18 protein-coding genes are annotated in these 21,365 nt (G+C 71.9%); 10 read left to right on the forward strand and 8 right to left on the reverse strand.

All coding sequences use genetic code 11. The annotated features are described in order from the left end of the window. Positions 1–6: 6 nt before the first annotated feature. Complete coding sequence (locus ACYVIH_RS07930; protein ID WP_460867932.1) at positions 7–2,196, reverse strand: MMPL family transporter; 2,190 nt, start codon at positions 2,194–2,196, stop codon at positions 7–9. Between the two features lie 152 nt (positions 2,197–2,348). On the opposite strand from ACYVIH_RS07930, the gene ACYVIH_RS07935 reads away from it, so the two are divergent. From ACYVIH_RS07935 to ACYVIH_RS07945, 3 genes are all read left to right on the forward strand, one after another. After that, the gene (locus tag ACYVIH_RS07935) at positions 2,349–2,984 is read left to right on the forward strand and encodes a TetR/AcrR family transcriptional regulator (protein WP_460867934.1); all 636 of its coding nucleotides are present in this window, start codon (positions 2,349–2,351) and stop codon (positions 2,982–2,984) included. A gap of 163 nt (positions 2,985–3,147) precedes the next feature. Next, complete coding sequence (locus tag ACYVIH_RS07940) at positions 3,148–4,233, forward strand: PP2C family protein-serine/threonine phosphatase (RefSeq protein ID WP_460867936.1); 1,086 nt, start codon at positions 3,148–3,150, stop codon at positions 4,231–4,233. A 179-nt stretch (positions 4,234–4,412) separates the two neighbouring features. Beyond that, entirely contained in the window at positions 4,413–4,820 is a 408-nt protein-coding gene (locus tag ACYVIH_RS07945) for a ChaB family protein (protein WP_460867938.1), read from the forward strand. 157 nt (positions 4,821–4,977) lie between these two features. On the opposite strand, the gene ACYVIH_RS07950 is transcribed toward ACYVIH_RS07945, so the two are convergent. The 4 genes from ACYVIH_RS07950 to ACYVIH_RS07965 all read right to left on the reverse strand — a co-directional run bounded on the left by ACYVIH_RS07950 (position 4,978) and on the right by ACYVIH_RS07965 (position 9,202). Beyond that, positions 4,978–6,906 (reverse strand): APC family permease, encoded by a 1,929-nt coding sequence (locus tag ACYVIH_RS07950; protein ID WP_460868142.1) that lies wholly within the window; start codon positions 6,904–6,906, stop codon positions 4,978–4,980. Positions 6,907–6,994: 88 nt separating this feature from the next. Then, entirely contained in the window at positions 6,995–7,633 is a 639-nt protein-coding gene (locus ACYVIH_RS07955) for a potassium channel family protein (RefSeq protein ID WP_460867940.1), read from the reverse strand. A 22-nt stretch (positions 7,634–7,655) separates the two neighbouring features. After that, the gene (locus ACYVIH_RS07960) at positions 7,656–8,984 is read right to left on the reverse strand and encodes a TrkH family potassium uptake protein (RefSeq protein WP_460867942.1); all 1,329 of its coding nucleotides are present in this window, start codon (positions 8,982–8,984) and stop codon (positions 7,656–7,658) included. Between the two features lie 38 nt (positions 8,985–9,022). Next, positions 9,023–9,202 carry a hypothetical protein gene (locus ACYVIH_RS07965; protein WP_460867944.1) on the reverse strand — a complete coding sequence of 60 codons (180 nt, stop codon included), beginning with the start codon at positions 9,200–9,202 and terminating at the stop codon, positions 9,023–9,025. Between the two features lie 124 nt (positions 9,203–9,326). Here ACYVIH_RS07965 and ACYVIH_RS07970 point away from each other — a divergent pair, with 124 nt between their 5' ends. The 7 genes from ACYVIH_RS07970 (at position 9,327) to ACYVIH_RS08000 (ending at position 17,509) form a co-directional block, all read left to right on the forward strand. Next, positions 9,327–11,846, forward strand: a complete 2,520-nt coding sequence (locus tag ACYVIH_RS07970) for an ATP-binding protein (protein ID WP_460867947.1) — start codon at positions 9,327–9,329, stop codon at positions 11,844–11,846. Continuing rightward, positions 11,843–12,514 carry a response regulator gene (locus tag ACYVIH_RS07975; RefSeq protein ID WP_460867949.1) on the forward strand — a complete coding sequence of 224 codons (672 nt, stop codon included), beginning with the start codon at positions 11,843–11,845 and terminating at the stop codon, positions 12,512–12,514. The genes ACYVIH_RS07970 and ACYVIH_RS07975 overlap by 4 nt, the downstream gene beginning before the upstream one ends. A 106-nt stretch (positions 12,515–12,620) precedes the next feature. Then, entirely contained in the window at positions 12,621–12,965 is a 345-nt protein-coding gene (locus tag ACYVIH_RS07980; protein WP_460867952.1) for a spore germination protein GerW family protein, read from the forward strand. Between the two features lie 90 nt (positions 12,966–13,055). Then, positions 13,056–16,022 (forward strand): PAS domain S-box protein, encoded by a 2,967-nt coding sequence (locus ACYVIH_RS07985; RefSeq protein ID WP_460867954.1) that lies wholly within the window; start codon positions 13,056–13,058, stop codon positions 16,020–16,022. 104 nt (positions 16,023–16,126) lie between these two features. Continuing rightward, positions 16,127–16,591: a hemerythrin domain-containing protein gene (locus tag ACYVIH_RS07990; protein ID WP_460867956.1), complete on the forward strand. Its 465-nt coding sequence runs from the start codon at positions 16,127–16,129 to the stop codon at positions 16,589–16,591. A 12-nt stretch (positions 16,592–16,603) separates the two neighbouring features. Then, positions 16,604–16,894 (forward strand): SRPBCC family protein, encoded by a 291-nt coding sequence (locus ACYVIH_RS07995; protein ID WP_460867958.1) that lies wholly within the window; start codon positions 16,604–16,606, stop codon positions 16,892–16,894. A 69-nt stretch (positions 16,895–16,963) separates the two neighbouring features. Beyond that, entirely contained in the window at positions 16,964–17,509 is a 546-nt protein-coding gene (locus ACYVIH_RS08000) for a 2'-5' RNA ligase family protein (protein WP_460867961.1), read from the forward strand. On the opposite strand, the gene ACYVIH_RS08005 is transcribed toward ACYVIH_RS08000, so the two are convergent. The 3 genes from ACYVIH_RS08005 to ACYVIH_RS08015 form a co-directional block, all read right to left on the reverse strand. Continuing rightward, positions 17,485–18,366: an NAD(P)H-hydrate dehydratase gene (locus tag ACYVIH_RS08005; protein WP_460867963.1), complete on the reverse strand. Its 882-nt coding sequence runs from the start codon at positions 18,364–18,366 to the stop codon at positions 17,485–17,487. The two genes, ACYVIH_RS08000 and ACYVIH_RS08005, sit on opposite strands and share 25 nt — an antisense overlap. Beyond that, the gene (locus ACYVIH_RS08010; protein WP_460867965.1) at positions 18,353–19,105 is read right to left on the reverse strand and encodes a histidine phosphatase family protein; all 753 of its coding nucleotides are present in this window, start codon (positions 19,103–19,105) and stop codon (positions 18,353–18,355) included. Before ACYVIH_RS08010 ends, ACYVIH_RS08005 begins: the two co-directional genes overlap by 14 nt. Before the next feature lie 135 nt (positions 19,106–19,240). Further along, positions 19,241–21,337 (reverse strand): EAL domain-containing protein, encoded by a 2,097-nt coding sequence (locus tag ACYVIH_RS08015; protein ID WP_460867967.1) that lies wholly within the window; start codon positions 21,335–21,337, stop codon positions 19,241–19,243. Positions 21,338–21,365 lie beyond the last annotated feature (28 nt).

Raw genomic sequence — 21,365 nt, forward strand, 5'->3', positions numbered from 1 at the left:
AGCCGGTCAGACGTGTGCCGGCACGGGGTCGGGCTCGGTGCGCAGGCTCTCACCCTCGATGTCGACGTTGGGCAGCACCTTGTCCAGCCAGCCCGGCAGCCACCACGCCTTGTCGCCCAGCAGCGACATCACTGCCGGCACCAGGGCCAGGCGTACGACGAACGCATCGACTGCCACACCGAAGGCCAGGGCGAAGCCCATCGACTTGATGATCGGGTCCTCGACGAGGATGAAGCCGGCGAAGACCGAGATCATGATCAGCGCCGCGGCGACCACGACCCGTGCGCCGTGGCCGACGCCGGACACGATCGCCTCGGCGGCGGTCTCGCCGTGCACGAAGTCCTCGCGCATCCGGGAGACCAGGAAGACCTCGTAGTCCATCGCGAGGCCGAACAGGATCCCGATCAGGATGACCGGCAGGAAGCTCACCAGCGGCCCGGCGGTGTCCAGGCCGACCAGCTCGGAGAGCCAGCCCCACTGGAAGATCGCGACGGTGGCGCCGAACGTCGCACCCACGGTCAGCAGGAAGCCGGCGGTCGCCTTCAGCGGCACCAGCAGCGAGCGGAAGACCACGGTCAGCAGCAGGAAGCTCAGACCGACCACCACCAGCAGGTAGACCGGGAGCGCGTCAGCGAGCGTCTCGGAGATGTCGATCCCGAGCGCGGTCACGCCGGTGAGCGCGATGTTGGTGCCGCTGGCCTCGGCGGTCGCGCCGAGGTCGTCGCGCAGCTGGTGGACCAGGTCGACGGTGGCCTCGTCGGTGGGCCCGGTGGTCGGGATGATCGCCACCAGGGCGGTGCGCCCGTCGGCGCTGGTCTGCGGCGGGGCGACCGCGACCACGTTCTCGGAGCCGGTCACGACCCCGGCGGCCGCCTTGACGGCCTGCTGGACCGACTGCGGGCTCTCCCCGTCGACGACCATGACCAGCCGTCCGTTGAAGCCGTCACCGAAGCCCTCGGCCACCATGTCGTAGGCCTCCCGCTTGCTGGTGCCCGCCGGAGCGGTGCCGTCGTCGGGCAGCGCGAGGTCCATGCTCGCCGCCGGGATCGCGAGCACTCCGAGCGCGACGACGCCCACCGCCAGGACGGCGAACCGGCCCTTCATCATCAACCGGCCCCAGCGGAACCCGCCGTTGGTGGTGGTGTCCTCGAGGTCGGCGTGATGCGCATCGGAGCCCGCGTCGGCCTTGCGCTGTCGGCGGGAGAGGACCTTGTCGCCGGCGAAGGAGAGCAGCGCAGGCAGCAGGGTGATCGCGACCAGCACCGCGATCGCGACCGTGCCGGCGGCCGCCAGACCCATCGAGGTCAGGAACGGGATGCCGACGACCGAGAGGCCGGCCAGCGCGATGATCACGGTGAGGCCGGCGAACAGGACAGCGGACCCGGCGGTGCCCACCGCACGCCCTGCGGCCTCCGCGCGCTCCAGGCCGATCGCGACGTTGTGGCGGTACCGCGAGGTGATGAACAGCGAGTAGTCGATGCCCACCGCCAGTCCGAGCATCAGCGCGAGGATCGGGGTGGTGCTGGACAGGTCGACCTGGTGGGCGACGAGCAGGATGCCCATCATGCCGACGCCGACGCCGATCAGCGCGTTGACCATGGTCATCCCGGCGGCGACCAGCGACCCGAAGGTGACCACCAGGACGACGAGCGCGACCGCGACGCCGATCGCCTCGGTGGAGCCGACCTCCGGCTCGGTCAGCAGCGGCTCACCGCCGGCGGCCACGGCCCACCCCTGCGGCGCGTCCTCGCCGATCTCCTCGTAGGCGGTGCGCTGGTCCTCGGTGAGCAGGTCGGCGGCCTCGGCGAACTGGACGCTGACCATGGCGTAGCGGCCGTCCCTGGTCAACGCCTTGGTGTCGTAGGGGCTCGTCGCGCCGACCACGCCCGGCAGCTCGTTGGCCTCCTGCACGACGGACATCACGGTCTGCTGGTTCTCCGGGTCGAGGACGCTCTCGCCCTCGGGAGCCCGGATCACCACCGTTCCCGCAGCGCCACTGGCCTGCGGGAACTCCTTTTCCAGCACGTCGAGCGCCCGCTGCGACTCCGTCCCGGGGATGGAGAGCCCGGCACTCGAGGCGAGGCCGACCGAGGCGAGGACGCCCCCGAGGACCGCCAGCAGCAGGACCCAGGTCGACACGACGATGCCGCGACGGCGGAAGCCGAGTCGTCCGAGACGATAGAGCAGGTTGGCCATGCGGGTCTCCCAGCAGACGGGCGTGATCAGGGGCTCGTCCCAAGTTAGACGCCCGGCTATCCTGAGACAAGCCGATCGGCTAGCTATCGCGGTCGGTGTGGGAGGTATCACGCCGACGGCGGCCGGACGAGACGAGAAGGCGAGGACGAGAGATGGCCAGACCCCTGGCTCCGCGCGGGCAGGGCCGGGCGCGGGTGCTGCGTGCCGCGCTTGAGCTGTTCGCCGAGCACGGCGTCAGCGGCACGTCGCTGCAGATGATCGCCGCTCACCTCGGCGTCACCAAGGCCGCGGTCTACCACCAGTTCCACGCCAAGGAGAACATCGTCTGGTCGGTGATCGAGCCCGCCCTGGAGGAGATGCGGGGCTTCGTCACCGCCGCTGAGTCCGCGGAGTCGGCGGACCGGGCCGCCGACATCGCGCTGCAGGGGGTGGTCGACCTGATCATGGGTCACCGCCAGGTGGTCGCCGCGCTGTACCGGGACCCCGAGATCGAGCGCCTGGTCCAGTCGCACCAGGAGTTCCAGCCGCTGACCGAGCGTCTGGGCCGGCTGCTGCTCGGCCCCGATCCGGAGCCCCGACGCCGGGTCGCCACGTCCGTCCTGGGCGCCGGTCTGGCCCGGTCCGGCGTCGACCCGCAGCTCGACGACATCGATGACGCCACGCTGCGCGCCGAGCTCCTCGCGATCGGCCGGACGCTGCTCGGGGCGGCGGGACAGCCGCCCACCGGTCGTCGACCGAGGTCGGAGGCAAAATCTGGGAAAACCGCTGCTGCGGGACGTCGCGGATGACATGATTCTGCTGACCCCGCCGAGTGACCCGAGACGCCCGGCGGGGTCAGTCTTGTTCTCCGACCCTCGTTCCAGGCCGACACGGCTTTGCCGAGTCGGCCGGCACGGCCTAGGTTTGGGACGATTGCCTCATCCCCGGACCGGGGAACGACACGGAGGACGGATGACGGGAGATCGGTCCCAGCTGGTCGGCGCGGTGCTCGCGACCACCTGGCTGGTCGTGTTCGTCGGCGCCGACGCCGTCACCGCCGGCGCCTCGTTCATCCTCTCGCCCCTGTTCGCGATCGCCCCGCTCATCGCCTGCGCCGTCCTCCCGGGCCGCGTCACGGCAGTGTTCGGTGCGGCGACCGTGCTGTTCGCGGTGCTCTCCGGCGGGTGGAACGGTGCCTGGGGCACGCCGCAGCAGGTGGTGCGGATCGTGGATGTGACGCTGATCAGCGTGCTCGCCGTACTCATCGCGGTGGTCCGGGTCCGCCGTGAGCAGCAGCACGAGCGGGTCGCGGCGATCGCCGAGGTCGCGCAGCGCACGATCCTGCCCACCCTCCCCGAGGTCGTCGGCAGGGTCACCACCGGCGTGCGGTACATGTCCGCGGCCGAGAACGCCGTGGTCGGTGGGGACCTCTACGACTACTACTCCTCCGACACGCACGTGCGGTTCCTCATCGGCGATGTCCGGGGCAAGGGGGTCGCTGCCGTCGAGCAGGCTGCCCGCGTGATCCGGGCCTTCAGGCAGTCCGCGGCCACCCAGCCGACGCTCCCGGACGTGGCCCGCGACATGAGCGTCTACCTGCAGCGGTTCTTCGACGACGAGGAGTTCGTGACCGCGCTGCTGGTGGACGCGACCGAGCCGGGGCGGCTCACCGTGGTCAGCTGCGGCCACCCGCCTGCTCTGCTGGTCCCGGCCACGGGGCCGGCGGTCTTCGTCGAGGCACCGCCCGGGCTGCCCCTGGGCCTCGGCGAGGAGTACGACGCACGCACGGTGTCGTGGCAGCCCGGCGACCGCTTGCTGCTCTACACCGACGGGCTGAGCGAGGCCCGCGACGGCGACGGTGAGTTCCTCCGGGTCGACGGGCTGGCTCCGGTGCTCCGCGGCGCCGGCCTGGACCCCGCCCTCGACGGCCTGCTGGACGCCGTACGACGTCACCTGCCCGACGGGCAGCTCACCGACGACCTGGCAGTCCTCCTGCTCGAGCACAACCCTGCCGCGGACCGGCACCCGGCCGGAGTGCCCGCACCCGCATCGCGCTGACCCACCGACCACCCCTCGGGGCGCAGCCCCGGCCCAGGCCGAAGATCGCGCACGTGCGTGGCGATCGCCGCCGGCGCTGACCTGCCTTGTCGGTCTCTGGACGAATACCGGGAGCGACCCTCGGGTAGCCACAGAGCAAGGACCTGAGGCACCACGAGCGATCCCGAGGAGGGGATGACATGCCGGCCAAGCAGGAGCTGCCCTCGACCATCCAGCGCTCGCCGAAGAAGGCGCAGCGGACGTGGTCCAAGGCCCACGACTCGGCCGTCGACAGCTACGGCGAGGGCGAGCGCGCACACCGCACGGCGTTCTCCGCGCTCAAGCACGAGTTCGAGAAGGTCGGGGACCACTGGGAGCCCAAGGGCCGCAAGGGTCCTTCGGACAAGCAGGCCAAGAAGTCGACGTCGTCCGGCTCCCGCAAGGCGGGAAAGACCGCCGAGGGCGTCGACGCGAACGCCTCGAAGAGCCACCTCTACGAGGTCGCGAAGAAGCTGGACATCAGTGGTCGCTCGAAGATGGACAAGGACGAGCTGGTCTCCGCGATCAAGAAGGAGAACAGCCGCAGGACACGGCAGCGCCGTTCCTGACCGTCACCACCGCCGGAGTCGTCGCAACCCTTCATCTGAACGGTTGTGACGGCCGGATCGGCAACTCCGGTGTCGCAACAGGTCAGCTGAACCGTTGTGACGGCCGGATCGGCGCCTTCGAGCTGGTCGCCGTCTGGTTCACAGGGGCCACCAGGGGTCACAACCCGGCGCGCTCCTCGCGTTCGGCACGGTCGGCCGCAGCGGCGGAGGAGCGCAGCTGGTAGGGCACCGAGGTGATCGTGACACCGGGGTTGAGCAGCAGCCGGCTCTTGATCCGGAACGCGCTCTGGTTGTGCAGGATCCGTTCCCACCAGTGCCCGAGGACGTACTCCGGGATGTAGACCGCGACCACCCCGCGGGGGCTGTCCTGCTGGATCGCGCGGGTGTAGTCGACCACCGGCTTCACGACCTGCCGGTAGGGCGAGTAGAGGACCTTCAGCGGGATGTCGATGCCACGCTCGTCCCACTCCTGCAGCAGCCGGGCGGTGGCCTCGCTGTCGGTGTCGATCACCACCGCCTCGAGCGTGTTGGGCCGGGCCGCCTTGGCGTAGGCCAGCGCACGCATCGTCGGCTTGTGCAGCTTGGAGACCAGCACGATCGCGTGCACCCGGGTCGGCAAGACCTGGTCCTCCTCCCGGGAGGCCAGCTCGTCGGTGACCCGGCCGTAGTGCAGGCGGATCGCGCGCATCACCACGAACACGGCGGCCATCGCGAGGATCGCGATCCAGGCGCCGTGCAGGAACTTCGTGGCCAGGACCACCACGAGCACCGTGCCGGTGACCGCGCAGCCGAAGGCGTTGATCATCCGGCTGGTCTGCATCGCCCGGCGCCGCGCGGGCTCCCGCTCGACGCGCAGCCGGCGGGTCCAGTGGATGATCATCCCGCTCTGGCTGGCGGTGAACGAGACGAAGACCCCGACGATGTAGAGCTGGATCAGCCGGGTGACCTGCGCGTCGAAGGCGACGATCAGCAGGATCGAGAACCCGGCCAGCAGCACCACCCCGTTGCTGTAGGCGAGCCGGTCGCCGCGGGTGGTCATCTGTCGCGGCATGTACTCGTCCTTGGCGAGGATCGAGGCCAGCACCGGGAAGCCGTTGAAGGCGGTGTTCGCCGCGAGCAGCAGGATCACGCCGGTGGCCGCGGTGACGAAGAAGAAGCCGGGGGTGAAGTCCTCGAAGATGGTGCGTGCCAGCTGGCCGACCACCGGGTCCTGGTGGTAGCTCTCACCGACCGGCTCGCCGAAGGCGTCCACGAGCTGCCGGGCGGGGTCCTCGGCGACCTTCACCCCGGTCATGTTCGCCAGCGTCACGATCGACAGCGCCATCGTGGTCGCGATCCCGCCGAGCAGCAGCAGCGTCGTGGCGGCGTTGCGGCCCTTCGGCTTGCGCAGCGCGGGCACCCCGTTGGCGATCGCCTCCACGCCGGTCAGCGCGGCGCTGCCGGACGCGAACGCCCGCAGCACCAGGAACGCAGCCGCCGCGCCGGTGAACCCGTCGACGAACGACTCCGCGGGAAGCAGCTCGAACTCCGCGCTCGGTGCCTCGGGCAGCCCCTCGCCGAGGAACTCCCGGGCGAAGCCCCAGGCGGACATGCCGAGGATGGCGAGCATGAACAGGTACGTCGGCACGGCGAACGCCTTGCCCGACTCCCGCACCCCGCGCAGGTTCATCGCCATGATGAACAGCACCGCGCCGACCGCCGCCAGCACCTGGTGCTCGCGCAGCGGCGCGAACGTCGTGGCGGCGTACTGCGCGGCCGAGGAGATCGACACCGCGACGGTGAGCACGTAGTCGACGAGCAGGGCACTGGCGACGGTGAGTCCGGCGGTGCCGCCGAGGTTGGTCTTCGCGACCTCGTAGTCGCCGCCGCCGCTCTGGTAGGCCTGCACGTTCTGCCGGTAGGAGAAGACCACCACGAGCATCACGAAGGCGACCGCGAGACCGATCCGCCAGGAGTAGGTGTAGGCCGCGAAGCCCGCCAGGGACAGCGTCAGGAAGATCTCGTCCGGCGAGTACGCCACGCTCGAGAGGGCGTCGCTGGCGAACACCGGCAGCGCGATCCGCTTGGGCAGCAGCGTCTCGCCCATCTGCGCGCTGCGCAGCTTGCGGCCGACGAGCACGCGCTTGAGCACGTCGGCGCGGTCGGCCGGCGCCGGCTCGCGCCGGTGCAAGGTCTCAGGCAAGGTCACTGAACCGCTCCACTCCGTCCTCGGGGCCGGACACGATGATCAGGTCCCCTTCGTGTACGACGGTCTCCGGCGTGGCGTGGGTGAAGTCCTGACCCGCCCGCTTCACACCGACGATCGTGACGCCGTACTTCGACCGGACCCGCGACTCCCCCAACGGGAGATCGAGGATCGACCGGGGCGGGCTGGTCTTGACGATCGCGAAGCCGTCGTCGAACTCGATGTAGTCGAGCATCCGGCCCCGCACCAGGTGCGCGACCCGCCGGCCCATGTCGTGCTCGGGGCGGACCACGTGGTGCACGCCGAGCTGGCTGAGGATCCGGGCGTGCGAGTGCGAGATCGCCTTCGCCCAGATGTTGCGGATGCCGAAGTTCACCAGGATCGAGCAGGTGAGGATGCTCGCCTCGAGGTCGGAGCCGATCCCGACGACGGCACGGTCGAACTCGGGCACCGACAGCTGGCGCAGCGCCTCCTCGTTCGTGGAGTCCGCCTCGACCACATGGGTGAGCCGACCCGCCAACGACTGGACCTTCTTGCCGTCCTCGTCGATGCCGAGGACCTCGATGTCCTCCGCCATCAGCTCGAGGGCCAGGGACTTGCCGAACCGCCCGAGTCCGATGACGACCACACCGCCGTGGGTCGTTGATCTCCTAGCCAATGATCGGCCGTCCTTCCGGTAGCTGGTAGGCCCGCGGGCGCTCGCGCAGGGCGAGGGCCGAGACGAGCGTGATCGGCCCGAGCCGGCCGAGGAACATGAGCAGCACGAGGACCAGCTGCGCGCCGCCGGTCAGCTCGGCGGTGATCCCGGTCGAGAGCCCGGTGGTGCCGAACGCGGAGGTGACCTCGAACATCACGTCGCGCAGCGGGAGCCGGGTCATCTCCACGATCACGAACGTGGCGCCCACGACGGCGGCGATGCCGAGCAGCGCCACGGTGAGCGCCTGTCGCTGCACCCGGCTCCCGATCCGGCGGTCGAAGGCGTTGACCGCGCTCTCGCCGCGCACCTCGGCGTAGATGACGAAGAACAGCACGACGAACGTGGTGACCTTGATGCCGCCGGCGGTGCTCGCGGAGCCACCGCCGATGAACATCAGGATCATCGAGCCGACCAGCGTGCCGTCGTACATCTGACCGACGTCGAGGCTGTTGAAGCCAGCGGTGCGCGGCATCACTGCGTGGAAGAACCCGGCGAGGACACGGCCGGCCGGGTCGAGCGGCCCCAGGGTCCCCGGGTTGGACCACTCGGTCGCGGTCACCATCACCGTGCCGGCCACGATCAGCGCGACGCTGACCCACACGGTCAGCTTGGTGTGCAGGCTCCAGTCGCGGGGGCGGGCGACGTGGCGACGGAGCTCGAACAGGACCGGGAAGCCCAGGCCGCCGAAGATCACCGCTCCCGCGATCGGCAGGCAGATCCACGGGTCCGTGACGAAGCCCATGAGGTTGTCGCTGTAGAGGGCGAACCCGGCGTTGTTGAACGACGAGACCGCGTGGAAGACACCGTGGTAGAGCGCCCGGCCGACCGGCAGGTCGTAGCCGAGCAGGAACCGCAGGGACAGCGCCACCGCGGTCAGGGACTCGAAGACCAGCGTCACCTTCAGCACCCCGGTGAGCACGGTCCGCACGTCGCCGATCCCGATGCTCCTGGTCTCCGCCGCGGCGGTGAGCCGCGAGCGCAGCCCCATCCGGCGCGAGACGAGCAGGCCGAGCAGGGAGGCCATGGTCATGATCCCGAAGCCGCCGACCTGGATCAGGCCCAGGATCACCGCCTCCCCGAAGCCGGACCAGTACGTCGGGGTGTCGACCACCGCGAGCCCGGTGACGCACACCACGCTGGTCGCGGTGAACAAGGAGGTCAGGAACGGCGCCGAGTCGGCCCCGGCGCGGGAGACCGGCAGCATCAGGAGCACCGTCCCGACCGCCACGGCGAGTGCGAAGGCTGCCACGACGACCTGCGCGGGGTGCCGGAAGGCGGGCATGCGGAGCGAGCGGAAAGGTCCGCCCGCGGTGGGCGAGGTCACTGGATCAACCACCTGCCCAGGAGGATCAGGCCGAGACCCGCGGTGGGGAGGATCCACAGCTCGTAGAGACCGAGGCTCCAGGTGTGGCCGAGGGACCGGAACACCGCGGCGATGACGAAGCCGATCCCGACGACCATCAGCACGATCCCGAGCAGGACCAACGAGCTGCTTTCCATGACGTCTCCATCGTCGGTCGCCGTGAGCCCGGGTGGAAGGAGTTCGGCGTCAAGGGTGCGTTAAGGCGCTTTGGCGTGCACCACACCGCATCCAGGGCTGTGGGCAGCGCGCAACAATGGGCGCATGACTGAAGCCGGGCCCCGGGGTCGCCTGCGGCTCTACCTCGGCGCGGCACCCGGCGTGGGCAAGACCTACGCCATGCTCGACGAAGGGCACCGACGGGCCGCCCGCGGCACCGACGTGGTGGTCGCGGCGGTCGACCCCCGTGGCCGGCGGCCGGTCATCGAGCTGCTCGAGGGGCTGCCCCAGGTCGGCGCCGGCGTCGACGGCGAGCTCGACGTCGACGCGGTGCTCGCGCGCCGGCCCGACGTCGTACTCGTCGACGACCTCGCCCACGCCAACCCGCCCGCGGCCCGCAACGCCAAGCGCTGGCAGGACGTCGCCGAGCTGCTCGTCGCCGGCATCGACGTGGTCAGCACGATCAACATCGAGCACCTGGAGTCACTGGCCGACGTGGTCGAGTCGATCACCGGGGCACCGCAGGCGGGGACGGTCCCCGACCACGTGGTGCGTGAGGCGAACCAGATCGAGCTGGTCGACATGGCCCCCGAGGCGCTGCGCCGCCGGCTCGCGCACGGCAACGTCTACCCGGCGGACCGGGTCGATGCCGCGCTGTCGCAGTACTTCCGGGTGGGCAACCTCGCCGCCCTGCGCGAGCTGGCGCTGCTCTGGCTGGCCGACCGGGTCGACGAGGGGCTCGAGCGCTACCGGCACGACCACCGGATCGAGTCCACCTGGGCCGCGCGTGAGCGGGTGCTGGTCGCCCTGACCGGCGGGCCCGAGAGCGACGTCCTGCTCCGTCGCGGCGCACGGATCGCGGCGAGGGGCGCCGGTGGTGAGCTGCACGCGGTGTACGTCGCCGACGAGGCCGGCCCGGCGGCCCCGCCCCATGAGCTGGCCCGGCTCCGGGTCCTCACCGAGGAGCTCGGCGGCACCCACCACACCCTGGTCGCCGACGACCCCGCCGAAGCCGTGCTGCAGCTCGCGCAGAGCCTCAACGTCACCGAGATCCTGGTCGGGGTCAGCCGCCGGCCGCGGTGGCGGCACCTGTTCCGCAGCGGGGTCAGCGACCGGATCATCGCCGGTGCCGACGACATCGACGTGCTGGTGGTCACCCACCCGGCCGCTCGTCGCGGCGCCAGGCCGTCCCCGCGTGGACGGGGCGCGTTGAGCCCCCGCCGGCTCGCGGTCGGCTGGCTGCTCGCCCTGCTCGGGCCACCCCTGCTGTCGATGCTGCTGGTGCCCACCGGCGACCTGCCGACGCTGATCCTCGAGGCGATGAGCTACTTCTCGCTCACGGTGGCGGTCGCCCTGGTCGGCGGGCTGTGGCCGGCGCTCACCTCGGCGCTGCTCGGCAGCCTGCTGCTCAACTGGTTCTTCACGCCACCGGCCAACACCCTCACGATCGCCGACACCGTGGACGTGGTCGCGCTCGCGATGTTCCTGATCGTCGCGGTCGCCGTCGCCTCGGTGGTCGACAAGGCGGCCCGGCGCAGCCTCCAGGCGAACCTGGCGCGCCACGAGGCGGACACGCTGACCCTGCTCAACCGCACCCTGCTGCGCTCCCACCACAACGTGGAGGCGCTGCTCGCGCTGTTGCGCGAGAGCTTCCGCGTCGATGCGGCCGCGCTGCTGCGCCGGCAGCACGGCGGCTGGGAGTCGGTCTGCTCGGTCGGCGAGCGGCCGCCCACCGAGCCGGGCACCGCGGACACCACGGCCGACGTGTCGGCCTCGCTGGTGCTCGCGGTGCGAGGCGAGCCGTTGCGTCCGCACGAGCGACGGGTGCTCGCGGCGTTCGCCACGCACTTCGCGGTGGTGCTCGAGCGCCAGGAGCTGGCCCGGCGGGCCGCGGAGGCACAGCGGCTCGAGGAGGGCAACCGGGTCCGCACCGCGCTGCTGGCCGCGGTCTCCCACGACCTGCGCACCCCGCTGGCCGGGATCAAGGCGGCCGTCACGAGCCTGCGCAGTCCCGACGTGCGGTGGAGCCCCGAGGACGAGGCCGAGCTGCTCGCCACGATCGAGGAGTCCGCCGACCGGCTGCACACGATCGTCGCGAACCTGCTGGACCTGAGCCGGCTGCAGAGCGACGTGGTGCGGCCGATCATCCACGAGGTGGGGCTCGACGACGTCATCTCCCGCACCGTCGCGTCGATGCCGCACGGCGACCGGGTGGACCTCCGGTTCGCCCCGGACCTCCCTCCGGTCCAGGCCGACGCCGGCCTGCTCGACCGGGTGGTCGCCAACCTCGTCGAGAACGCCCTGCGGCACTCACCGCCCGGGTCCCGGGTGACGGTGTCCACCAGCCACGTCGGCGACCGCGTGCAGCTGCACGTCGTCGACCGCGGCCCCGGCGTGCCGGACGCCGAGAAGGAGCGAATGTTCGCGGCGTTCCAGCGGCTCGGCGACACCCAGGGCAGGGAGGGCCTCGGCCTCGGGCTCGCCGTCGCCCGTGGGCTCACCGAGGCGCTCGGCGGCCTGCTGATCGCCGAGGACACCCCCGGCGGAGGCCTGACGATGGTCGTGGACCTGCCCGTCGTACCCGTCACCGACCGGCCGCGCACCCCCGAGGAGGTCACCCCGTGACGTCGGTGCTGCTCGTCGACGACGAGGAGACCCTGCTGCGCACGCTGTCGATGAACCTGCGCGCCCGGGGCTACGACGTGCTCACCGCCGCCGACGGCGAGGCCGCGCTCGAGACGCTGCGCAGCCGGCGCCCCGACGTGCTGATCCTCGACCTCGGCCTGCCCGGGATGTCGGGGGTCGAGGTGCTGCGCCAGCTGCGGCAGTGGAGCACCGTGCCGGTGATCGTGCTGTCGGCCCGACACGGCTCCCAGGACAAGGTCGAGGCGCTCGACGTCGGGGCCGACGACTACGTCACCAAGCCGTTCGGCATCGACGAGCTGCTGGCCCGGCTCCGGGCAGCGGTACGGCGGGCTGGGTCGCTGGACCAGGCGACGGTGGAGACCGACCACCTGAGGATCGACCTGCAGGCGCGCACCGTGTGGCGCGACGACACCGAGGTCCGGCTCACGCCGACCGAGTGGGGGCTGCTGACCGCCCTGGTCACCCGGCCGGGGCGGCTGGTCCCGCAGCGGCAGCTGCTGCAGGAGGTGTGGGGACCGGTCTACGAGAAGGAGACCAACTACCTGCGGGTCTACATGGCCAACCTGCGCCGCAAGCTCGAGGCCGACCCCTCGCGGCCGCGGCACCTCATCACCGAGCCCGGGATGGGCTACCGGTTCATGACCTGACCGTGCGGGGCGTGGGCCCTTCAGCCCTGGCCACGGCGCGATGCGTCGGCGTTGCATGGGACGCGGGGGGCCTGCCAGGCACCAGCAGTCCTGTGAGGAGGGACCCATGAAGCTCGACGAGCTGATCAGCACCGCCAAGGACACCATCACGGTCAAGCGCATCTACGCCGAGCCCTACGAGAAGGACGGGCTCACCGTCATCCCCGCCGCCACCGTCAGTGGCGGGGCCGGCGGCGGCATCGGCCACGACGAGAAGGGCGGCGAGGGAGAGGGCGGCGGCTTCGGGATGGGCGGCCGGCCCGCCGGGGCGTACGTGATCAAGGACGGCAAGGTGAGCTGGACCCCGGCGGTCGACCCGAACCGGATCTTCACCGTCCTCGGGTTCGTGCTGGTCGCCTACCTGGTCACCCGCCCGCGGATGGTGCGGGCGCGGGGCAAGGCAGCCTCGTAGCGGCCCGGTTCTCTCAGATCCCCCCGGTCGCTGCCGAATGAGACGGTGACCGGGCGTGCCTCGGTCAGTCACCTGGACCGGGAGTGGGGCATGCGGAGAGGCCACGGCAGGCTGTTCGCCGACGCCGCGGTCCTGGCTGCCCTGGGCACGTCGGCATTCCTGCTCGCAGACCGGTTCGACGTCTCCGACCGGATCTCCGCATGGGCCGCACGGCACGGGGGGTGGCCGGTGGGGGACCTGGTCCTCGCGATCGGCGTCCTGGTCGTGGGCACCTTCGGACTGATCTGGCGGCGGTCCCACGAGCTGGCGGAGGAGATGCGCGCGGAGGCGCACACCCAGCGGCTGCTCGACGAGAGCCTCCAGCGCTACCGCTCGCTCTTCGACCACAACACCGACCTGGTCCTCTCCCTCGACCTCGACGGGAGGACGACGTCGGTGAACCCCGCCGCGGAGCGGATCACCGGCTACCCCGTCGAGGAGCTGATGGCGGTCGGCTGGGCCGAGGTGATCGCGCCGGAGAGCCGGGACGACGTCGCAGGCGCTCTCACCGCGGCCCTGCACGGCGAGGTCCGGGAGCTGACCCTGACCATGATCCGCAAGGACCGCGAGCGGGTCCGGCTCCACGCGACGTCGAGCCCGATCGTGGTCGACGGCGAGGTCGTCGGCATCTACGGCATCGCCAAGGACATCACCGAGGCCGAGGACCTGCAGCGCCGGCTGGCGTTCCTCTCCTACGCCGTGGACTCCGCGACCGAGGCGATCGCCGTCCACGACATCGAGGGCCGGCTGATCTACGCCAACAAGACCCTGGCCGAGATGTCGGGCTGGGAGTCCCCCACCGACCTCGTGGGCGAGCACTGGCACAGCTGCTACGACCCGGAGGAGGCGGCCCGGCTGTGTGCTGTCTCCGAGCCGGCGCTCCGGGAGACCGGCCACTGGACCGGGATGACCACGGCCCGGGACGTCGACGGCAGGACCGTCCATCGGGAGCTCTCCCTCACGGTCCTCGGCGGCACCCACATCCTGAGCATCAACCGCGACGTCACCGAGCGCGAGCGTGCACTGGAGGCCCTGCGCCAGAGCGAGGAGCGCTACCAGCTGGCGACCCGCGCCACCCAGGAGGTGATGTGGGACGCCGACCTGCGCACCGGCAGGACGATCTGGTCGGGTGCGATCGGACCGCTGCTGGGGCTGGAGGGCGAGACCCTCGAGTTCCACAGCCGGTGGTGGGACGACCGCCTGCATCCCGACGACCGGGAGGCGACCTTGGCCGGGCTCGTCGCGGCCCTGGCCTCGGACCGCAGCTCCTGGCACGGCGAGTACCGCCTGATGCGGGCCGACGGGGAGTACGCCACCGTCTTCGCCCGCGGCCACGTGGCCCGCGACGAGGACGGCAACCCCTTCCGGGTGGTCGGCTCGATGATGGACATCACCGAGCGCACCCGCCGCGAGGAGGAGCTCCGTCAGGCTCGCCTGGAGGCCGAGGAGGCGAACCAGGCCAAGTCGCTGTTCCTGGCCAACATGAGCCACGAGATCCGCACGCCGATGAACGGCGTCATCGGCATGGTGGACCTGCTGCTCGAGACCGACCTGGACCCCGAGCAGCGCAGGTACGCCGAGACCGTGCGCCAGTCCGGCGACCGGCTGCTGGTGATCATCAACGACATCCTCGACCTGTCGAAGGTGGAAGCAGGCCAGCTCCGCCTCGAGGAGGTCGACTTCGAGATGCGCGGGGTGGTCCAGGGCGTCGTCATGCCGATGGCTGCCCACGCCCAGCGCCAGGGGCTGACCTTCACCACGGTCGGCTGCACCGGCAACCGGGTCTTCCGCGGCGACCCCGACCGGGTGGCCCAAGTGCTCACCAACCTGATCTCCAACGCGGTGAAGTTCACCGAGCAGGGCGGGGTGGAGCTGCGGGTCGGCGGCGCCGAGCAGGACGAGGGCCCGGGCGCGACCATCACATTCGAGGTGCAGGACACCGGGATCGGGCTGACCGAGCAGCAGATCGGCCGGCTGTTCCGGCCGTTCAGCCAGGCCGACGCCTCCACCACGCGTCGCTACGGGGGCACGGGGCTGGGTCTGGCGATCTCCCGACAGCTCGTGGAGGCGATGGGTGGGGAGATCTCCGTGCAGAGCCGCCCGGGCGAGGGCTCGATGTTCCGGGTCGAGCTGTCGCTTCCGCCCGGCGATCCTGCGGCCGTCGTACCTCCCTCCACCGAGTCCGGGAACAGCGAGGCGGAACGACCCACGTCCGCGACCAGGCGCAGCGGCCACGGCCTGACCGTCCTGCTCGTGGAGGACAACCCGGTCAACCAGGACGTCGCCCGGCTGATGCTCACCCGTCTCGGCTACGCCGTGGACGTCGCCGAGGACGGGATCGCCGCGCTCGAGGTCCTGGCCGCGCGGACCTACGCCGCGGTGCTGATGGACGTGCAGATGCCGAACATGGACGGCTACGAGACCACCCGCCGCCTGCGTGAGCGGGAGACGGCATCCGGTCTCGGCACTGCCGCGCGGGTGCCGATCATCGCGATGACGGCGAACGCGCTGGCCGGGGACCGGGACAAGGCACTCGCTGCCGGGATGGACGACTACCTGGCCAAGCCCGTCAAGCTCGACGAGCTGGAGGCGGTCCTCAGCCGTTGGGCGACCGACGGCGCGCCCGGCGAGCTCCCGCCCGCCGCCCGGGAGGGCTTCGACTCCGAACCGCTCGACCCGGAGACGGTCGCCACGCTGCGGACGATCGCGCTCGGCAGCGGCGACGGCTTCCTCGACCGGCTGGTGTCCACGTTCGTGCACGACACCGAGGCCCAGCTCACCGCACTCGACACCGCGGTCACCGTCGGCGACGCGACGGCGGTCGGTGAGATCTCGCACTCCCTGCGCAGCAGCAGCGCGAGCATGGGCGCGGTCGTGCTGGCCGGGCTGTTCGAGCGCCTGGAGACCTCCGCCGCCGACGGCCTCACCGCCGCGCCGGCGGTCGCGGCGGGGATCCGGCGCGAGCTCGAGCGGGTCCGCGCCGCGCTCCGTACGCAGCTCGCCCCGACCCGCCTGTAGCCCCCGCACCGGGCGCTCCGGGGGCCTCGAGGAGACCTTCGGCCCTGGCCACGCGTGCCCCGGCACGGTGTGCTGGGAGGAGGCGGCCATCCGAGGAGGCGTCGATGCAACCCAAGTCACCCCCCACCGACCAGTCCCTGCTCGCGGACCTGCGCCGACGCCGCGCTGAGCTGCGTGACTCGATGACCGCGCTGGAGCACGCGCTGGCCGGGCCGGCGATCGGAGACCCGGCGCACTGGGCCGGGCGGGTCCAGGCCGCGCTGACGGAGCTCTCGGCCGACCTACGCACCCACGTGCAGATCACCGAGGACCCCGACGGCCTGTACCCCGAGCTGCTCCAGGTGGCTCCCCGGCTGTCCGAGCCGGTGGCCAGGCTGATCCGCGAGCACGGCACGCTGCGCGCGGCCCTGGACGACCTGCTCGCCGCCCTGGACGACCACGTCCCCGACGTGGAGCGAGTCCGCGAGCTCGGCACGTCGCTGCTCTCGAGCCTGTCGCACCACCGGCAGCGCGGGGCGGACCTGGTCTACGAGGCCTACGAGGTCGACGTCGGCGGCGGCGAGGACTGAGCACCGACGCCGATGATCGAGCTCCGCGACACCGTCGAGGTCGACGTCCCCCCGGACCGGGTGTGGGACTGGCTGCAGCACCTGCCCGAGCACTACCTGGAATGGCACCCGGACCACCTCAGCGCGCGATGGGTCGGCGGTTGCACCATGGTGCCCGGCGCGCTGCTGGAGTTCCGTGAGGTCCTGCACGGCAAGCCGCACCGGCTGCGCCTGCACCTGACCGAGGTGCCGGGCGGGGCAGACTCCTCTCCGTTGGGGGAACACCATCGCGAGAACCGGTCCCAGACCCGCCCGGGCAGGTGAACAGTCCTGACACAGCTACAGCTAGCACCGCAGTCGCCCTCACGTCCCGCCGTCGCACCACTGGCTGCCGTGCTCCACTTCGATGCGCACAGCGAGCTCCGCGTCAGCCAGGCCTGGGCCGCGCTCGACGCTCGCGGGGTCCCGTCAGCGGCGGCGACCTACGATCCCGACTACCGCCCGCACGTCACGCTGGCGATCGTGGACACGCCGGATCCCGAGGCGCTGGCCGCCCGGCTCGATCCCCACGTCCCCGACGTCGCCGGCATGCCGCTCACGATGACCGGCCTGGGCTTCTTCCTGACCGGCCGCGCCCCGGCGTACCTCGCGGTCGCGCCCACCCGCCGGCTGCTGGAGCTGCACGAGGACCTGCACCACGTCGTCGACCGGAGCCTCGCCCAGGAGAGCGGTACGGCGGTCAGCTGGCCCTACTACCGGCCGGGCAGCTGGATGCCGCACTGCACGCTGGCGATGGACGTGGCCTGCCCGTCGACGGTGGCCGACGCGCTCACCGGCACCGCCCTCCCGATCACCGCCACGGTCTCCTCGGTCGACCTCGTGCCGCTGAGCCCGCACGCTGTCGGGGCTGCGGGTCAGGACAGCTCGGTGAGGATCTGAGGAACGTGCGCGGGAAGCTCCCGGGCCAGGTAGCCGACCCTGCCGAGCACCGACGCCATCCGCTCACCGGCCCGCGCGTGCAGGTAGCCGCCCCACACCGCCGCCTGGGCGGGCTCGGCTCCTCGGGCGACGAGCCCGGCGACCACGCCGGCCTGGACGTCACCGGACCCTGAGACCCCGAGACCGGGTCCGCCACCCTGCACCACCCACGACTCGCCGTCGGGAGTCACCACGAGCTTCTGCTCGCCCCCGCACAGCACGACCACCCGCGAGCGGCTGGCGACCTCCCGGGCCGCGTCGAGCGGCTCCTCCTCGACCTCGGTCTCGTCCCTGCCTGCGGTGCGCGCGAGTTCGGTGGGGTTCACCGTGAGCACCACGCGGCCTTCGAGGTGCCGCAGCCCGTCGGGGTGCTCGGTGAGGAACGCCGAGGCGAGGGCGTCGACCACCAGCGGCCCGGCGAGCCCGGCCGCGAGCGCCTCGAGCAGCTCGACGGACGGGCCGACGTCGGAGAACCCGGGTCCCAGCAGCACCGCGTCGGCGCCGTCGGCGAACTCGGCCAGGTCCGGCGCCGCGCCGGGGGCGATGGCCCCGGTGTCCGTGGCCGGCAGACCGACGACCCGCGCCTCGGGCACGGCGACCGCCAGTGCGGTCACCACGGCGTCGACGGTCGCGATCGACAGCTTGCCGGCGCCCGCACGCAGCGCCGCCTCCCCTGCGAGCAGGACCGCACCCGGCGTCGAGGCGGTGCCGCCGATCACGGCGATCCGGCCACGGGCACCCTTGTCGCTGCCCGGCGCCGGCAGCGGCCACTCGCGCAGGGTCGCCGGCGTGACGACGGTCGGGTCAGTCCCCGTCACGGGCGTCCTCCGAGCCCTGGGAGGCCTCGTCGGTCACCTCGGCGGCGTCGAGGGCGGAGGTGTCGGCGAAGCGCACCAGCTCGAACCGGTCGCCCGGCCGACGGTAGCTGGTCATCGAGGCGTTGGGCAGCGGCTCCTCCCGGTCGATCTCGAGCAGCCGCTCCTCGGAGAGCCCTTCGAGGACATAGCGGAACGTCATGATCACCGCCTGGTGGGTGAACAGCCACACCCTCGCCCCGTCGTAGCCGAAGCGCAGGTCGGCGAGCAGGCTGCGCACCCGCAGCGCCACGTCGCACCAGCTCTCCCCCGACGGCGGCTGGTAGTAGAACTTGCCGAGCTTCTTGCGGCGCTCAGCCTCCTCGGGGTAGCGCGTGCGGATGCCCAGGCCGGTGAGGCCGTCGAAGACGCCGAGGTCCCGCTCGCGCAGCCGCTCGTCGTGCATCACCTCCAGGCCGAGACCGCCGACGGCGTGCTCAGCGGTCGTCGCGGCCCGGACGTACGGCGAGCTGATCACCACGTCCGGTCGCGCGGACTCGTCCTGCGCGGCGAGCCACGTGCCGAGCGCCTCGGCCTGGGACCGCCCGGTGTCGGAGAGGGCGACGTCGGCGTCGCGGAAGTCGAGGTCGAGCTCCTCCGCCTGCGCCTCACGCGCCTGCGCGTCGGCGTGGTTGCCGAGGCTGTGGGCATGCCGGACCAGGGTCAGCGACGCGGGGCCGTCGACCCAGCGGGGCTGCACCATCAGAGCACCCAGATGCCGATCACGAGCATGAGCAGGAGCCCGATGGCGACCGTCGCGAGGATGTACGTCGCGAGCGGTGCCTTCTTCTTCTCGGTGTTGTCGACCATGGTCCAGGTGTACCCCCGTGGGCCGGTTTCAGGCGCTGCGACCGCCGAGCATCTTGGTGAGCACCCGCCACCAGCGCATGTGCTCGGCGCTGCCGCGGCCCTGCAGCGCGGCCCGGTGCACGGCGGCGTGTGCCTCGGCGAGGTGGCCACTGGGATCGTCGATCCGTTCGATGTAGCGCGTCAGCGGGCAGGCGGCGTCGTCGTGGTCCGCAACCTGGCCCCGGCCGCCGCTCGCCCCCGCCCAGGCCTGGTGCTCCCAGGCCACGTGCGCGGCGAGGCCGCCGAGGTGCGTCGACGGGGCGGCGGGGTCGAGGTCGAGCCGGAAGTCGCGGGCCCACTGCGGCAGGTTCTGGCCGGGCATCGGCCGGGCGATCCCGTAACCCTGGCCGGCGTCGGCCCCCAGCATCAGCGCCGCCTCGACCAGGCCGCGGTTCTCCAGGCCCTCCACGATCACGTTGAGGCCCATGCTGTGCGCCAGGCTGGTCAGCGGCTGGATGAAGTTGAGCGCTCCGCGGGGGCTGAACTCCTGGCCGCGGATCAGGCTCTGGTCCAGCTTGACGTCGTCGAACGCGAAGTGGCGCAGCCTCAGCAGCGAGCTGTAGCCCGAGCCGAGGTCGTCCTGGGCCAGCCGTACGCCGAGTGCCTTGAAGTGGTCGAGCACCTGGCCCCTCCAGCGCGGCCGTCCGTCGACGTACCCGGTCTCGAGCAGCTCCAGGGTGAGCCTCGACGGCATCACCCGGTGGCGGACCAGGGCCGCCTCGACGAGCGAGGCGTAGCGCTCGTCGTGGGAGGAGACCGAGGGCAGGTTCAGCGAGACCCCGACGTTGAGGCCCTTCGGTGCCCACGACTTCATCGCCTCCAGCGCCTGGTCGAGGCCGAGCTCGAAGAGCTTGAGCATCTCCTCGTCGCCGAAGGCGGGAAGGAACTCCGCCGGCACCACCAGCCGGTGCTCGCCCTGGAGCCGAGCCAGCGCCTCCACCTTGGTCACCCGGCCGGTGCGCAGCTCCACGATCGGCTGGTAGAGCATCTCGACCTGACCGTCGTGCAGCCGTGCCAGGTAGTCGGTGCGCGCGGAGTAGGCGCGGACGCCGGAGGAGACGCTTCCGCGCAGCTCGAGGGAGCCGAGGGCGCGTTCGAGCAGGTGCTTGACCTGCTCGAGCAGGCTCAGTCGGGCCGGCGCCGCGAAGAACCCGGGCCAGGGCGAGTAGAACGACAGCAGCGCGCGCGAACGGCCACGGCCGTCCAGCAGCGGCACCGAGGCGCTGGACCGCCAGCCCAGCCGCGCACCGAGCTCGTGCCAGGGGGCGGTGCCCGCCTCGGTCTGGTAGGCGTCCGAGCGCTCGATCGCGCCGGTCCGCCACGACCGTCCGGACGGGCCCTCGCCACCGGCCTGCCCCTCGAGCACCGAGATCGTCAACGGCGGCCGGGCCGCGACCTCGGCCATGAACTCCTCGGCACCGGCACCCACGCCCATCTCGAACTGGAAGACGCCACGGGCGTCGGGGCGACCGAAGAAGCCCGCGGCGACCCCGTCGACACCCGCGCACGCCTCGAGCACGCCCTGGATCAGGTCGGGCACCGTCCCCGCTGCCGACACAGCCTGGCTCACGCGTGCCAGCGCCTCGTGCGCAGCGGCGTCGACATCGCGATAGCCGGCGAGCGCGGCCTGGAGGTCCTCCATCAGCCGTCCGGCCACGGTGGCGTAGAGCCAGCCCTGCTGGTGCTGGTCGGGCAGCTTGGCCACCATCGCGAAGATCTGCTGGTGGTGCGCCGAGATCGCCGAGGCGTACCACTGGATCTCCACCCCGACCATCGCGTGCACCCGGCCGATGCGGCGACTCGCCTCGAAGGCCCGCTCGGAATCCGCGCGCGGCTCCAGCAGCGCCAGCAGGTGCTGGGCCTGCCGGTTCTTCAGCCGGACCAGCTCGTCCTCGGTGAGCCGGGCGAGCACCTCACGCGGTCCCGGCTGCGACCACAGCCGCTCGTAGAAGCGGTTCACGAAGTCGTCGACGTCGGCGGCCAGCATCGCCTGCACCTCGCCCAGCAGGGTGACCTGCTGGGGGCTGGCCTGGACCGGGAACGGCGGCCGCGAGGACTCGGAGGTCTCCGGGCGACGGGTCGTCACGGCAGCACCACTCCCAGCGGCTGCTGGC

Source organism: Nocardioides pakistanensis (genome assembly GCF_054781215.1).

Coding starts and splice junctions, on each gene's coding strand:
- ACYVIH_RS07930 (WP_460867932.1), bottom strand. CDS start 2,196: ATGGCCAACCTGCTCTATCGTCTCGGACGACTCGGCTTCCGCCGTCGC.
- ACYVIH_RS07935 (WP_460867934.1), top strand. CDS start 2,349: ATGGCCAGACCCCTGGCTCCGCGCGGGCAGGGCCGGGCGCGGGTGCTG.
- ACYVIH_RS07940 (WP_460867936.1), top strand. CDS start 3,148: ATGACGGGAGATCGGTCCCAGCTGGTCGGCGCGGTGCTCGCGACCACC.
- ACYVIH_RS07945 (WP_460867938.1), top strand. CDS start 4,413: ATGCCGGCCAAGCAGGAGCTGCCCTCGACCATCCAGCGCTCGCCGAAG.
- ACYVIH_RS07950 (WP_460868142.1), bottom strand. CDS start 6,906: ATGGGCGAGACGCTGCTGCCCAAGCGGATCGCGCTGCCGGTGTTCGCC.
- ACYVIH_RS07960 (WP_460867942.1), bottom strand. CDS start 8,984: ATGCCCGCCTTCCGGCACCCCGCGCAGGTCGTCGTGGCAGCCTTCGCA.
- ACYVIH_RS07965 (WP_460867944.1), bottom strand. CDS start 9,202: ATGGAAAGCAGCTCGTTGGTCCTGCTCGGGATCGTGCTGATGGTCGTC.
- ACYVIH_RS07970 (WP_460867947.1), top strand. CDS start 9,327: ATGACTGAAGCCGGGCCCCGGGGTCGCCTGCGGCTCTACCTCGGCGCG.
- ACYVIH_RS07980 (WP_460867952.1), top strand. CDS start 12,621: ATGAAGCTCGACGAGCTGATCAGCACCGCCAAGGACACCATCACGGTC.
- ACYVIH_RS07985 (WP_460867954.1), top strand. CDS start 13,056: ATGCGGAGAGGCCACGGCAGGCTGTTCGCCGACGCCGCGGTCCTGGCT.
- ACYVIH_RS07990 (WP_460867956.1), top strand. CDS start 16,127: ATGCAACCCAAGTCACCCCCCACCGACCAGTCCCTGCTCGCGGACCTG.
- ACYVIH_RS07995 (WP_460867958.1), top strand. CDS start 16,604: ATGATCGAGCTCCGCGACACCGTCGAGGTCGACGTCCCCCCGGACCGG.
- ACYVIH_RS08010 (WP_460867965.1), bottom strand. CDS start 19,105: ATGGTGCAGCCCCGCTGGGTCGACGGCCCCGCGTCGCTGACCCTGGTC.